The following is a 14,911-nucleotide window of genomic DNA, read 5'->3' on the forward strand; positions in this document are numbered from 1 at the left end:
ATATAGAAAAATTCGAGTGTTACTTTTTATGAAAAGGAGAACTATTGATGAATTATAAACAACTACTAATAGATAACTTTGCATTTAAAACTTCATATGTTGCGCAATTTGTGCCCGAAATGAGTATAAAAGAAACGAAAGATTATATTGCTGTTGATTGCGGATTACCTGCCGATACATTCAATATTATCACTCTAGTAAACAATAATTTAACGGTAGGGATAGAGAAATTATATAAGGAGGTAGACTACTATAATCAAAAGAATTTTCCAATGAGTGTTTGGTTATGGGATGAGGAGCAAGAGCGGGATATAAAAAGCGAGTTAATTAAAATCGGTTTAAAAGAAGCGGAACAGAATATTGCGATGGTAGCAGACTTAAAAACAATTTCTCCAACAATAAACATGCCAGTAAGTTTTACAATTCAACAAGCATCTTCACCTGGACAAATAAAAAAATTTGGAGAAACGTTAGCTAATCTATTCGGCATATCAGAAGAAGGTATACATGTACAAGCATTCTATAATCAAATTTCTAATCTTGATTTATGGAACAGTGAGAATATGAAACTATTTTTAGGATTTTATGAAGGCGAAGTTGTAACTGTTGGTTCATTGATATGTTCAAAAGATAGTATTGGTATTTATGACATAGCAACTAAAGAAGAAATGAGAGGACGAGGATTCGGATCTACTATGTTCAATTTCCTTCTGCAAGAAGCACAAAAATTAAAAAATATGTATTGTGTATTACAAGCTTCACCCGATGGAATCAATATTTATAAAAAATCGGGATTTCAAGCTATCGGTAAAATGACTGTATTGGAAAATCGACATTTAATTGAGTAAATCATTCAAGTTAAATCGTCTTTATATAGGAGCTTATAAATCGTTATGAAAAAGATATATCTCGTTACAATAATTTGTGCCTTTATAGTAATAAGTATCTTTGTTTTTCAGAAAATAAATGAACATAAGTATACTAAAGCTATTAATCAATCAAATCATATAAAAAATATCGCACATAGAGGTGCTTCTGCGTATGCACCTGAACATACAATAGCAGCATATCAATTAGGCCAACAAATGAATGGAGATTATATAGAAATTGATCTTCAAATGACAAAAGATGGACATTTAGTGGCTATGCATGATGAAACATTAAACCGTACAACGAATGGTACTGGGCTGGTGAAAGAGCATACATTAGAAGAAATAAAGCAACTAAATGCTGGCTCTCTTTTCAATGAAAAATATCCGAACTTAGCAAAGAAAGAATTTGAAAATGCAAAAGTCCCAACATTAACAGAAATTATTGAAACGTTTGGGCATAACGCGAACTATTATATCGAAACAAAATCACCTGATGAATATCCAGGAATGGAAGAAAAATTATTAGAAATTATTAATCACTACGAAATACAGGATAAAGTTATTATTCAATCGTTTAGTGAAGAAAGTCTACAAAAGATTCATAGCTTAAATAGTAATATATCCATAGTACAATTATTACCTTATAAAAAAGCAGTTCAATTAACAAAATTAGAGATAGAAAAGTATAAAATGTACTGCATAGGTCTTGGCATGAATTACAAATATATTGATTCAGATTATGTAAAGAAAATAAAGAAAAGCGGATTAGAAGTTCATCCATTTACAGTAGATAATGAAGATGATATGAAAAAGTTACTTGCATGGGGAGTCGACGGGATGTTTACCAATTATCCGGATCATTTACATTCAATATTGGATTTGAAAAATCATGAATAAGTAGTGTTATTCATAAAGGAAAATTTACACAACCTGTATACTAGGATTATCAATGCAAGAAGGCGTGTAGCATATCAAAAGAAAATACCAAAAACCGCAACTGGAAGACCTAGGCTGTGGTTTTTTTATTGCTTCGATTTTAGTTTACAAAGTTTGAAGCTAGAAGTGAAAACCTTTTTAGATGAATTGGCTTCTTATGTATTTGTACTTCGTATCGTTCTAGGTATATGTACAACCCATGAGACGAATTTTGCATAGGATAATAGAAAAAGAGATGTTGCATATTGAAATACCACAATAGAAATGTAAGTAATCTGAATAAATTAGCGGATAATACGAAAGCTGCAGCTTTTAAGTGGTATCAGTAATGTATCGACAATGAAATTGAAGTATTAATTTATGAAACAATCCGTACGGTCGAGCAACAACGTGAATATGTTCGTAAAGGAGCATCACAAACGATGTGCTCATATCACTTAGTAGGACAGGCATTAGATTTTGTTCCAATTCAGTCGAATGGTACAGAAGATTGGAATGGCTATAATAAAGAACCGTGGGAATCAGCAATTCGTTATGCTAAACAAATTGATTTTGAATGGGGCGGTGACTGGAAAGGATTTGTGGATAGCCCGCATTTGCAATATAACTACAAAGGTTATGGAACGGATACTTTTGGAAAAGGTGCTCAAAACGTAGTGGCTCCTCCCACGTCGAATGATAGTGTAGGGGTTGCTTATATTAACGGTAGTAATGTAAATTTACGAAAAGGACCTGGTACTGGATATGGCGTTATTCGTCAATTAGGGAAAGGAGAGTCCTACAAAGTATTTGGACAATCAAATGGCTGGTTAAATCTCGGTGGCGATCAGTGGATTTATAACGATCCATCATATATTCGTTATACGGGAGGAAATGTATCAGCACCTTCACAATCATCAAACGAGGGTGTAGGTGTAGTTACTATAATCGCTGATGTATTGCGTGTTCGTACCGGCCCAGGAACAAATTACGGCATTGTGAAAAACGTGTATCAAGGTGAAAAATATCAATCATTTGGATATAAAGATGGTGGGTATAATGTTGGTGGAAATCAATGGGTTTCTGATGAATATGTTACATTTGTAAAGTAAAAATAAGAGCCGTCCTGTTGGGCGGCATTTTATTTTAAATATTCATAGGGCGAGCACTCATGATATCATTTGTGATACATAGATTATAATTTTTCATTCTAATAATCAGAAAGTAATCAAAATGTAATTAATTTCAACTACGCTTTTTATATTTTTTTGATACACTGGCTACGAGGGGGATACCAATTAAGGTGGGTAAAAACCAAAACCATATTGGCGGAAGTAAATTTATAATGGGAATATGGATGCCGATATTTACTAAAAGTGCGGTGACTGCACCTATATAAGAACCTAACATACCTCTAATGTGGTGATGGAGCCAATTTTTCCAACGTTTTTTTCGTGCGAGGTATCCATAAATTGCAAATGAATAAGAGAAGATTGCTACATAAAATAAATATGCGATTTTATCCCAGTTGATAATGGATAATATTATTGCCGTAAGGGTAATGACAACATAGGATGCATGATATATTTCGCCCCATTCGGTATGTTTTCCTTTCTTCTTTTGGGCAACCATTGCTACAATACCAGTGATTAAGCATATTGTTCCAAATAGTATGTGTATGGTTAAAAGAATGTTAAAAATGCTCATAATAATTCCTCCTTTTTTATTTTTATAGTATTGCAGTATAGGAGAAAAGTTGAAACATATTGTTTGTTGGCCTTAATATATTGAAATAAAGGTAATCCTAGAACAAATTTAAACGGACAAATTTTTCTTGATTTTAGTGAGCCACGTATTACGTGAAATGAAGGAGAGACTTCCATGTTTACATCTATTACATATTTACAATCAGGGAATGACAAACAACAAAAGGTATATGATGTTTTAAATAAACTAAACATAATGGAGGATTTAGCTTTGTATAGTCCCGTTCTTTGCGGGACAATCCCTATAAGAATTGATACTCTCCAATCTGACTTAGATATAGTAATGGAAGTACATAACTTTGATGTTTTTGAGCAGGAAATGAGATCTTTATATGGTTCTTATAGAGGGTTCAACATAAAAAAGAAAAAAATGAAAGGTACTGAATCGATAAAGGTAAATTTTGAATTCGAAGGTTTTGAATTTGAATTATTTGCTCAACCGAAGCCAGTGCGTAATCAAAATGCATATAGACATATGATAGTGGAACACATGTTATTAATGCAGCATCCCCATATAAGGAAAGAAGTTATTCGCTTAAAGGAAAAAGGTTTAAAAACAGAACCTGCTTTTGCTCAAGTATTAAATATTGACGGAGATCCTTATGAAGAACTTATTTTATTGGGACAAGAAATGAGATTGTGGTAAATAAGATACGTAAAAAAATCCTCCAAAAACAAAAGAGGATTTTTTTATGCCGTTAACTTTCGAATTAATTCACTGAGCAATTTAATCCCGTAAGTCATTTGTTCTGGAGAAGCATATCCATATGATAAACGAATGTACTGATCTGATTCTTCTTCATAAATACGTCCTGGGTTTAAAAGAATTCCTTTTGATAGTGCCTCTGAAAATAGTTTTTTCATCGGAATGTTATGTACAACCTTTAGCCATATAAAAAATCCACCACTAGGAATATCCCACGATGCAATATCTGCACAATATTTATTTAAAGCTCGTATCATTATTTGTCTTCGCTCTTTCAGGTGCATTCTTACGTTTGCTACATGTTCTTCATAAAAACCTTCATTTATCCATTCAGCAGCTACTCTTTGAGATAAAGAGCTGGATCCATAGTCTGTTTGCATTTTTATATCTGACAATCTATCAATAACAGGTTCTGGTCCGATTATCCATCCAATTCTAAGTCCTGGGCTAAGTGTTTTAGAGAGACTACCAATATATAATACATGTCCATGTTTATCCATCGACTTTAAAGGAGCTGGAGGTGATTCATTAATCCATAACTCTCGGTATATATCATCCTCGATGATAGGCAACTGCTCCTTTTCACATATTTTTAATATTTCTTTTCTTCGCTCTTTGGACATTAATATCCCCGTTGGATTTTGAAAACAAGGGATTGAATATAAAATATTATTCTTTTGACTATATTTAATTCGTTTTAATAAATTGTTAGGTAAAATACCGTGATGGTCCATTGATATACCGGATAAATTTATATTTGCTGATTGAAAAACATGAAGTGAATATAAGTAAGAAGGTTGTTCAAGTAAAACAGTTGATTTTCTATGTAAAAGACCAATTGATATTAATTGTAATGCTTGGAGTGCACCAGAGACTATTAATATAGAATCCGGTGATGCATGTATTCCAAATGATTTTACGTATTTGCTTATTGCTTCACGTAACGGATAAAAACCTTTTTGTTCCTCGTATCCGAAATAATCTAATTCCTCACTGACGTTTTTTATTATAGATTGCATAGTTTCGAGCGGGAAAAGATGAGGTGCAAGTTCACCTTTACTAAGATGGATAAGCGTTTTATTTGCTTCTGCTGCATTTATTTCTCGCACCATTAACTTACTTGGTTTATGAATACCGGCCTTTACATATTCACTCCAATCGGGCGGGGGATTAGTTGCTAATAATGACCATGTATTATTTGTTACAATTGTTCCTGCTCCGATTTGTCCTTGAATTAAACCATCTGCCATAAGTTCATCTAGCGCAGTTATTACAGTACTTCGATTTACATGAAATAATTTTGCTAACTGCCGCTGACTAGGGACTTTACTTCCAATTGGCCATTCTCCGTTTTCAATTTTTTCTTTCATATAGTCTATTATCTGCCGATATTTAGGCACTTTTTTATCGGTTGTCATATAAAAAACTCCCTCGTTTATTTAAAAGATTCAAAGTGGTTGGTTTTTCCGGTAAATAACTGGTTGAAGACATTGTATCAACTATTAAATATGATGAAAAGAAATAATTGGTAATTTAAAAATGGTTGGTTTTTTAAGGAAGGAGAGAAAACATGCATAATAAAAAATGGGATTTACGCATTATATGTGCTCACGCTTTTACAATTCTTATATGGGGAACTGCTTTTCCAGCAATTCGTATGGGGCTTGAATCTTATACGCCTGAACACCTTACTTTACTACGCTTATTAATCGCCTCATTTATACTTTTGTTATTTTCATTTATATACAAACTACGACTACCGGATTTAAAGGATATCCCAGCAATTTTTATATTTGGTGCTCTAGGGTTTACTATTTATCACATCGCATTAAACTACGGCGAAAAAACAGTCAATGCTGGATCTGCAAGTTTAATAATTTCAGTCACTCCAATATTTACGGCAATTCTTGCTTCTGTTTTTTTGAATGAAAAAATGAAATTAAATGGTTGGATCGGTGGTGTAATGAGTTTTGCAGGAATTGCCTTAATTTCATTTAGCCAAGGCGACGCTATTCAATTGAATAGCGGGGGATTATTTATATTATTAGCGGCGATTTCAGAAAGTTTATTTTTCGTTTTCCAAACATCTTACTTAAAAAAATACGGCTTCTTACCATTTACCATATATACAATTTTGTCTAGTACTGTATGTATGCTTATTTTCTTACCCGGAGTTTATCAAAATATACTAGCAGCTCCTCTTGAAGTTAACTTGAGCGTTATATATTTAGGTGTCTTTCCAACAGTACTCCCGTATATAGCATTGGCCTATATTATATCTCATGCTGGTGCTTCTGAAGCAACAAGTTCTCTATATTTAACGCCAATAACTGCGTGTTTCATTGCTTGGATATGGTTAGGAGAAGTGCCAACTTTAGTTTCGATAATTGGCGGAGGAATTACTATACTTGGAATTGTGATTGCTCATATACCAGTATTAAGAAAAGAAAAACATAGGAATTTAGCAAATAATCAATCCGTATAATGTAATTCAATAATGATTTTATGATACTTTTTTATATAGTTTCTTTCTTATGTTGATAAATATAATATTTTGTATTTAAGTTAAATATTGTATGTTACATTTTATGTAGTAAGCATTTTAAAAGGAGCTGACAACATAATGAATGGAAAAAGAAAAATTTTCACATATATTTCTATTGTAGGAATCGGACTAGCTAGTTTTTCTAATTCTAGTTTCGCAGCAAGTGTAACGGACAATTCAATACAAAATTCTATTCCCGTAGTTAATCAACAAGTAGCTGCTGCAAAGGAAATGAAACCATTTCCCCAGCAAGTTAATTATGCAGGCGTTATAAAACCGAATCATATTACACAAGAAAGCTTAAATGCTTCTGTAAGAAGCTACTACGATAATTGGAAAAAGAAATATTTGAAAAATGATTTATCTTCTTTACCTGGTGGTTATTATGTAAAAGGAGAGATTACGGGTGATGCTGATGGGTTTAAGCCACTTGGAACTTCAGAAGGGCAAGGGTATGGAATGATAATTACAGTATTAATGGCTGGTTATGATTCGAATGCTCAAAAAATCTATGACGGCTTATTTAAAACAGCAAGAACTTTTAAAAGTTCTCAAAATCCTAATTTAATGGGATGGGTTGTCGCAGATAGTAAAAAAGCACAAGGTCATTTTGATTCTGCTACTGATGGGGATTTAGATATTGCGTATTCTCTTCTTCTTGCTCATAAGCAGTGGGGATCAAATGGAACGGTTAATTATTTGAAAGAAGCACAAGACATGATTACAAAAGGTATTAAAGCTAGTAATGTTACAAATAATAGCCGACTAAATTTAGGAGATTGGGATTCTAAAAGTTCACTTGATACGAGACCATCTGATTGGATGATGTCACACCTTAGAGCATTTTATGAATTTACAGGTGATAAAACTTGGCTTACTGTTATTAATAATTTGTACGATGTTTATACACAATTTAGTAATAAGTACTCTCCAAATACAGGACTTATTTCAGATTTCGTTGTAAAAAACCCACCACAACCTGCACCTAAAGACTTCTTAGATGAGTCAGAATATACAAATGCATATTATTACAATGCTAGTCGGGTACCATTGAGAATTGTAATGGACTATGCGATGTACGGCGAGAAAAGAAGTAAAGTCATTTCTGATAAAGTTTCTTCGTGGATTCAAAATAAAACGAATGGAAATCCTTCTAAAATTGTGGATGGTTATCAATTAAATGGATCTAATATTGGTAGTTATTCAACTGCTGTATTCGTTTCGCCATTTATTGCTGCAAGTATAACGAGTAGCAATAATCAAAAGTGGGTAAATAGTGGATGGGATTGGATGAAGAATAAGAGAGAAAGCTATTTTAGTGATAGTTACAATCTATTAACTATGCTTTTTATTACGGGAAATTGGTGGAAGCCTGTACCTGATGATAAAAAAACACAAAATCTAATAAATGATGAAATCTATGAAGGATACGATAAATAATCAAATTTGAGAATATTTACCTAAGAAAAGGAATTAGCATACGCTAGTTCCTTTTTTATATCTTGTAAAACATTATCCATTTTAAACTTTGCATATGTATACTTGCTTTTTTCATATAAATAGCTATTGATGACTCTATTTTTTTATGAGGGGAGAGTATTTCTTGGAAAAAGTATTATTTTTCGGAGACCCAGGTATTGATGACTCATTTGCCATTATGTATGGTTTACTGCATCCCAAAATTGAAATTGTCGGTATTGTAACTGGATACGGAAATGTTGAGCATATACATGCTGCACATAATGCAGCGTATATTTTACAGTTAGCAAATAGACAAGACATTCCTGTCATTAGTGGTGCAACAAAACCACTTACAGAAGAAATTACTACGTACTACCCTGAAATTCACGGAGCAGAAGGATTAGGGCCCATCCATGTTCCAAAAAGCGTATTATCTATTCCAATATACAATTTTGGTAGTATTGCTGCGATTCTTATAAAGTACGGAAAAGATTTAACGATTGTTGATGTAGGAAGATCTACCTCGTTAGCAATCGCTTTTAATTTATGGAATGATTTAATGCTAAATGTAAAAGGAATATATTTTATGGGTAGTGTTTTTTTAGAAGTAGGAAACGTTACGCCGTTAGCAGAAGCAAACGTGTATGGAGATCCTATAGCAAGTAAAATTGTTTTCCATCAAGCAAAGAATTTATTAATATTCCCTTTAAATGTAACAAACAAAGCAGTTTTAACACCAAATGTATTTAATTACATCCAAGCTAATACAAAGAATCCATTTCATATGATAATGAAACCAATGTATGATTACTATTTATCTGCATACCAAAAACTTAATCCATCTATCGAAGGACCTTTGCTACATGATGTGGTTGCAATAAGTGGATTAGTAAATCCAAGTTTTTTTGAATTTGTGCATCGTACAGTAAATGTAGATACATACGGAGATACGAAAGGACAAACAGTTGCTGATTTCCGCCCTAGCTCTATATCTGAAGGAGCCCATATAGCATTAGAAATAGATGAACAAAAATTCATTCAAGATTTTATAAAAATCATGTTATAAGTTGTTGTCGAAAAAGGGAATTATTTCAATGCGTTGAATATAAAAATACATCCCTCTAGATAAAGGAGCTTACAATATTGAATGTCCAGTTAAAGGTTGTTACGAGAGAAAATTGGGAAGAAGCATTAAAGCTACAAGTTAAAGGAAATCAGTTGAAATTTGTTCCATCCGTAGCAGTTTCGCTTGCTAAAGTATATATAAAACCAGATGGTGACAATGTAGAGTATATACCATTCGCTATATACGATGGTGACCTTATGGTTGGTTTTGTTATGCATGCTGTTGTAAGAGAGACATCGGATATGTATTGGATTAACGGATTTATTATTGATCAATCGCAGCAAGGTAATGGTTATGGAAAAGCAGCATTACAAAAAAGCATTTATTTGATCAAAAATACATGTAAGGCGTGTAAAGAAATTAGATTAACCGTACATAAAGATAATGTCTCTGCAAAGAAACTATATGAACGTTACGGTTTTCAATCATTAGGACATGAATATGATGGTGAGCAAGTGTATCGTTTATTTGTTTAACTATTATGAAGTAAAAGTGTGAAATTTGAACAAGTATAGATTGAATGACTAGGAGGAATATCAATTGAAAAGTAAATTCCATCATATTGTACGAGCAGTCATGATAAAAGATAAAAAATTATTAGTTGCTGAATACATTGGCCATCATTATTTTTTACCTGGTGGCCATATTGAAATCGGAGAATCAGCAGAGAATGCATTAATAAGAGAGTTAAGAGAAGAACTTGGAGTTAACTGTAGTATACAACAATTTTTAGGAGTCATAGAAAATCAATGGCAAGATAAAGAAGTGCTTCATCATGAAATTAACCACATTTTTGAAGTAGAGTCACAAGATTTACATACGGACTTAACACCGAAATCTAGTGAGTCTCATTTAGCATTTCAATGGATAGATTGTAATAAAGAAGCCTTAAATCATTATGAAATCATGCCAATGCCTTTAGTGAAGGAATTACTAGAAAGAAAGTTAAGTGATGAACTACTAAATTGTTGGATTAGTAATTTTTAAATCACTTTATTTATAGTAAATACGTCCATCGAATGAATATAAAGAAAATAGGCTGAAAAACAAGGTACATCACCTAGTGTAAGTTCATATTTTGTTGATGTACGCATTTAGTCTATAGTCTTGTTTCTACTTTGTTTACAAGAATTTATTAACTTTAATATTTGGGCGGAATTTATATTTATAAATGGAGGGGTTCTTAATGAATCAGTTTCAACATGAACTACAAACATTAAATCTTAATGATTATCAAACTGGTAATGTTGTGTATTGGGATCAACAACAAAGTCAATATCCATACTACTACATTCAAGACGATGCACGTCGTTGCGGCGGATGCGGAGGTTGTGGTGGACGCTGTGGCGGTTGTGGCGGCGGTAGATGTGGTGGCTGTGGTGGACGTTGCGTAGGTTGCGCTGGTTGTTTTGGTTGCTTTAATTGCTGGAATTGGTGGATTATTTAAATATAGTACATCATTAATATTTTATATGAAAGAAAGGTGTAAATACTGTTTATACTTTTCTTTCATGCTGTAATTTTGTATTAGTGTTAAGGGGGATTTATTTGTATACATACGAAAAGTTGATTTCTTGGGTAGAAAATATAAAAGAAAAAAATCATAGTTCTGCTGCAGCACTTTGTATTATAAAAGATAATAAAATCGTACTAGAGCATTATAGTGGTTATCACTCAAATATATCTACAAGCAAGAAAGTAACAGCATCTTCACAATTTAACGTTGCTTCTGCTAGAAAAAGTTATTTAGGATTAATAATAGCGTATGCGCTTTACGAGGGGAAAATAAACTCTATTGATGATGAAGCGATAAAATATTTTAAAGACTTTGATTCTGCATTGCTTGGTAAAACGACGATAAGACATTTAGTAACACATTCGCACGGATTAGAAGAAACGAATAACGGGACAATTTTTCGTGAATTTGAACCGGGACAATCATGGGCGTATAGAGATATTAATGTAAGAATGATGACACGTCTTATTTATCAGCTATATAACAAAAGTTTTCCTGAATTGTTAAAGGAGCGTGTGTTTAAACCTGCTAATTTTCAAGAAACAGGTTGGAGAGTTCAGCGAGATGAAAATTTAGTTGACGTTGTTAATAATCCAAATGAAGACGCAATTAGTGAAATTGGTACAGTAGATGACGGTACTGAAAAAAATTTGTTTGTCTCAGCTAGAGAATTTGCGCAGTGGGGCAATCTGCATCTAAATCAAGGCATGATACATGATAAACAAATCGTTCCAAAAGATGTTATAAAAAGTGCTACTAGCTTGCAGAGTCCAACATTTATAAACAAAGAGCTACCACAAAACGGGGTGTTTTGGTTCGTTCAAAATGAACCTGCACAATTAAGTGAGCTTGGTGAACGTATTCCAAAAGGGTCGTATCAAATATTAGGGATTACTGGACCGACTATTTTAGTAATACCTGAATATAATGTGGTTGTTGCAAAAATGTATAACAAAAGATATAACTACGGCGGTGATAATTACTTATATTATTTACGTGAATTTAGTAATTTAGTCGCTGATACATTTAGTAACGGTAATAGGGCATAATTACTCCTATAACAAAAAGGAGTGATTGAAAGTGAAAGATAAAGTGAACAAAAATAAAAAGCAAAATATAAAAGATGTAAATACAGAACAAAATGCGATTTATAGTGATCCTAAAGATGCGGCTAATATGCAAACTGTACCGCAACCGAAGGATTTTGATGAAATCGACTATTAATTTTTCATCCGACTATATGATGAATGAAAAATACGTCTTAAGTCTCATCACATATAAGAAATCATTTGGTAACATATATACATAAGCATTTGAAAATGTCTTATCTTAACAAAGCTTTCTTTAGAAATATCTGATATAACCTGCAAAAAGGCACTTCTTTATGAAGTGTCTTTTTGTGTATATGAACTTAATTACCATTTTCATTACAGTATCTTGCAATTTATGATGGACATACTAACTGTGAAAATTCATTTCAAGATAAAAGAAGGGGACAGTTAGTATGAAACAAACTTCTATAAATCCATTACTAATTGTTCTAGGTACAATTATTGTTCAAATTGGCCTTGGAACAATTTATACATGGAGTTTATTTAATCAACCCCTTGTAAGTAAGTTTGGATGGAATCTTAATTCAGTAGCGATAACTTTCTCCATAACAAGTTTTTCTTTATCATTCTCAACTTTATTTGCAGCAAAGTTGCAGAAAAAATTAGGACTTCGAAAACTTATTGCTACTGCAGGAATTGTTTTAGGACTTGGCTTAATACTTAGTTCACAAGTTTCTTCCTTACCACTATTATATTTATTAGCTGGTGTCGTTGTTGGTTATGCGGATGGAACAGCTTATATTACATCACTATCTAATTTAATTAAATGGTTTCCAAATCGGAAAGGGCTTATTTCAGGTATATCTGTATCAGCGTATGGAATGGGCAGCTTAATCTTTAGATATATAAACGGGAATCTTATCGATAACCTTGGTGTATCACAAGCATTCTTATATTGGGGTATTATCGTGTTACTTTTAGTATTAATCGGATCGTTCTTCTTACGCGAGGCAATTGTAAGTAATGCTGTAACTGAAACATTACACAATGACTATACTCCGCATGAAATGATGCGAACGAAACAAGTATATCTGCTATTTTTTATGTTATTCACCTCGTGTATGGGTGGTTTGTATTTAATCAGTATGGTAAAAGATATCGGTGTACAACTCGTTGGACTTAGCGCAGCAACCGCTGCAAACGCCGTTGCTATGATTGCAATCTTTAATACAGTAGGTAGAATCATTCTTGGGACGTTATCAGATAAAATTGGCCGAATGAAAATTGTCTCTGCAACGTTTATTATTATAGGATTGTCAGTCTTTACTTTAAGTTTTATTCCGCTAAATTACGGAATCTATTTTGCTTGTGTAGCAAGTGTCGCCTTTTGCTTCGGCGGTAATATAACTATATTCCCAGCTATTGTCGGAGATTTCTTTGGATTAAAAAACCATAGTACAAATTACGGGATTGTCTACCAAGGTTTTGGATTTGGTGCGCTTGCAGGATCATTCATTGGAGCGATACTTGGAGGATTTCAACCAACTTTCATTATAATTGGTGTTTTAAGTGTTATTTCCTTCATTATTTCAATATTAATCCGTCCACCAAATGCAGAGAAGACAAAGGAACTAAAACATTTACATCGGAAAGTGGCTTAATTTTAAAAAGAGTCCTTATGCTAGGGCTCTTTTTTATTCCATTAACTTTGCTTCTTTACGAACTCATTAAAGACAGGACAATTTCATTATAAAATTGAATAGATGAGTAAAAAGGAGCGTGACACTTAAAATGAAAATAGTGCAGCAGTGGGTACAAGAAGATAGTGATTACATAAGAGAGAAAGTAATTGAATATAATCAAAAATATCTCGCAGATGAAGAAAAAACACCTTCACAAAAGGTTAGCTTCATAGTAAGAGATGAAAAAGAAGAAATCGTAGGTGGGGTAACAGCGATAACTTTTTGGCACCACGTACATGTTGACTTTCTATGGGTGTCTGAAGAATATAGACACGAAGGTTATGGAACCAAGTTAATAAAACTTATTGAAGAATTTACAATTGAAAAAGGCTGTAGGTTAATTAATTTAGATACTTTTAGTTTTCAAGCTCCTGATTTTTATAAGAAACATGGATATAAAGTAATTGGAGTAAGTGAAGATCATCCGAAAGGACATAATCATTATTATTTAGAAAAACGGCTAAAAAGTATATAGAATTTGTTAACATTAGTATTTGGAATACAAATGCAATAAGGGCGAGGTTATTATTAATTTCAGTATTAATTGAATCAATTTTCATTCTAAAACTGCAAGAACGTACTTTGGATAATCTTCCTAAGGTACGTTCTTTTTTTATATCAGTAGCCTATTCTTATTAACTCCACCAATAGCCGTAAAGGCAAGACTTAACTAACTTATATATATTAAAAGGAGTTAATGGTAGAATGAATAGAAGACAGAAAATTCCTTTTATTAAAAATAGAGGAGGTACATATGAAAAAAGTTAATGTTACATACGCGATTTTGTACGATAAAACTAATGAAAAGATCTTAATGGTAAAAAACAAAGGGGAAAATGGTTCTTATTATACATTACCGGGTGGCGCAGTTAAATTAGGAGAAACGTTAGAAGAAGCAGTAATTCGGGAAGTAAAAGAAGAAACAGGGTTACATATAAACGTAAACGGGATTTGTTCTATCAGTGAGGCCTTTTTCGAGGAAAGAGATCATCATGCAATTTTCTTTAATTTTCTAGGCGAAATAATTGGCGGAGAGACATATATATCAAGGCCAAAAGAAATCGAAGAGATTACTTGGATGGAATTACATATAGCAGCACCGTTTTTACGCATACCAGAACATTTACTAGATTTTTTACGAAGGAAAGAAACAGTACCGTACTTTTTTAACGGAACAATCGTTCATCAATCTTCATAAAAATATTATCTC

16 protein-coding genes and 1 pseudogene are annotated in these 14,911 nt (G+C 32.7%); 15 read left to right on the plus strand and 2 right to left on the minus strand.

Features of this window, described 5'->3' with window-relative positions; all coding sequences use genetic code 11:
• The first annotated feature begins 47 nt into the window (after positions 1 to 47).
• The 3 genes and pseudogenes from MHI26_RS13485 (at position 48) to MHI26_RS13495 (ending at position 2,899) form a co-directional block, all read left to right on the plus strand.
• The gene (locus MHI26_RS13485; protein ID WP_061667057.1) at positions 48 to 848 is read left to right on the plus strand and encodes a GNAT family N-acetyltransferase; all 801 of its coding nucleotides are present in this window, start codon (positions 48 to 50) and stop codon (positions 846 to 848) included.
• Positions 849 to 893: 45 nt separating this feature from the next.
• Entirely contained in the window at positions 894 to 1,769 is an 876-nt protein-coding gene (locus tag MHI26_RS13490; RefSeq protein ID WP_000725658.1) for a glycerophosphodiester phosphodiesterase, read from the plus strand.
• Positions 1,770 to 2,053: 284 nt separating this feature from the next.
• A pseudogene (locus MHI26_RS13495) lies at positions 2,054 to 2,899 on the plus strand (M15 family metallopeptidase).
• A gap of 133 nt (positions 2,900 to 3,032) precedes the next feature.
• On the opposite strand, the gene MHI26_RS13500 reads toward MHI26_RS13495, so the two are convergent.
• A complete protein-coding gene (locus MHI26_RS13500; protein ID WP_000021743.1) occupies positions 3,033 to 3,494 on the minus strand; it encodes a DUF2306 domain-containing protein in 462 nt (153 codons plus the stop codon).
• Between the two features lie 174 nt (positions 3,495 to 3,668).
• Here MHI26_RS13500 and MHI26_RS13505 point away from each other — a divergent pair, with 174 nt between their 5' ends.
• A complete protein-coding gene (locus MHI26_RS13505; protein ID WP_061667059.1) occupies positions 3,669 to 4,199 on the plus strand; it encodes a DUF4269 domain-containing protein in 531 nt (176 codons plus the stop codon).
• Positions 4,200 to 4,243: 44 nt separating this feature from the next.
• Here the strand turns inward: MHI26_RS13505 and norG are convergent, their stop codons facing one another.
• Positions 4,244 to 5,677 (minus strand): efflux pump transcription regulator NorG, encoded by a 1,434-nt coding sequence (norG, locus tag MHI26_RS13510; RefSeq protein WP_061667060.1) that lies wholly within the window; start codon positions 5,675 to 5,677, stop codon positions 4,244 to 4,246.
• 152 nt (positions 5,678 to 5,829) lie between these two features.
• Here norG and MHI26_RS13515 point away from each other — a divergent pair, with 152 nt between their 5' ends.
• The 11 genes from MHI26_RS13515 to MHI26_RS13565 all read left to right on the plus strand — a co-directional run bounded on the left by MHI26_RS13515 (position 5,830) and on the right by MHI26_RS13565 (position 14,899).
• The gene (locus MHI26_RS13515) at positions 5,830 to 6,744 is read left to right on the plus strand and encodes a DMT family transporter (RefSeq protein WP_061667061.1); all 915 of its coding nucleotides are present in this window, start codon (positions 5,830 to 5,832) and stop codon (positions 6,742 to 6,744) included.
• A 138-nt stretch (positions 6,745 to 6,882) separates the two neighbouring features.
• Positions 6,883 to 8,244: a glycosyl hydrolase family 8 gene (locus MHI26_RS13520; RefSeq protein WP_061667062.1), complete on the plus strand. Its 1,362-nt coding sequence runs from the start codon at positions 6,883 to 6,885 to the stop codon at positions 8,242 to 8,244.
• Positions 8,245 to 8,407: 163 nt separating this feature from the next.
• Positions 8,408 to 9,331, plus strand: coding sequence for a nucleoside hydrolase (locus MHI26_RS13525; RefSeq protein ID WP_061667063.1), 924 nt, complete (start codon positions 8,408 to 8,410; stop codon positions 9,329 to 9,331).
• A 77-nt stretch (positions 9,332 to 9,408) separates the two neighbouring features.
• A complete protein-coding gene (locus tag MHI26_RS13530; protein WP_061667064.1) occupies positions 9,409 to 9,867 on the plus strand; it encodes a GNAT family N-acetyltransferase in 459 nt (152 codons plus the stop codon).
• 64 nt (positions 9,868 to 9,931) lie between these two features.
• Positions 9,932 to 10,378 (plus strand): NUDIX domain-containing protein, encoded by a 447-nt coding sequence (locus MHI26_RS13535; RefSeq protein ID WP_000836838.1) that lies wholly within the window; start codon positions 9,932 to 9,934, stop codon positions 10,376 to 10,378.
• A gap of 199 nt (positions 10,379 to 10,577) precedes the next feature.
• Positions 10,578 to 10,838 (plus strand): heterocycloanthracin/sonorensin family bacteriocin, encoded by a 261-nt coding sequence (locus MHI26_RS13540; protein ID WP_001071342.1) that lies wholly within the window; start codon positions 10,578 to 10,580, stop codon positions 10,836 to 10,838.
• A 101-nt stretch (positions 10,839 to 10,939) separates the two neighbouring features.
• Entirely contained in the window at positions 10,940 to 11,956 is a 1,017-nt protein-coding gene (locus tag MHI26_RS13545) for a serine hydrolase domain-containing protein (RefSeq protein WP_000288921.1), read from the plus strand.
• A gap of 31 nt (positions 11,957 to 11,987) precedes the next feature.
• Complete coding sequence (locus tag MHI26_RS13550) at positions 11,988 to 12,131, plus strand: hypothetical protein (protein ID WP_000653679.1); 144 nt, start codon at positions 11,988 to 11,990, stop codon at positions 12,129 to 12,131.
• Between the two features lie 280 nt (positions 12,132 to 12,411).
• Complete coding sequence (locus MHI26_RS13555; RefSeq protein ID WP_000815130.1) at positions 12,412 to 13,620, plus strand: L-lactate MFS transporter; 1,209 nt, start codon at positions 12,412 to 12,414, stop codon at positions 13,618 to 13,620.
• Positions 13,621 to 13,750: 130 nt separating this feature from the next.
• Entirely contained in the window at positions 13,751 to 14,176 is a 426-nt protein-coding gene (locus MHI26_RS13560) for a GNAT family N-acetyltransferase (protein ID WP_061667065.1), read from the plus strand.
• A 279-nt stretch (positions 14,177 to 14,455) separates the two neighbouring features.
• Entirely contained in the window at positions 14,456 to 14,899 is a 444-nt protein-coding gene (locus tag MHI26_RS13565; protein WP_061667066.1) for an NUDIX hydrolase, read from the plus strand.
• The last annotated feature ends 12 nt before the right edge of the window (positions 14,900 to 14,911 follow it).

This window comes from Bacillus sp. FSL K6-1218, from assembly GCF_038006445.1.
Classification (GTDB): domain Bacteria; phylum Bacillota; class Bacilli; order Bacillales; family Bacillaceae_G; genus Bacillus_A; species Bacillus_A thuringiensis_S.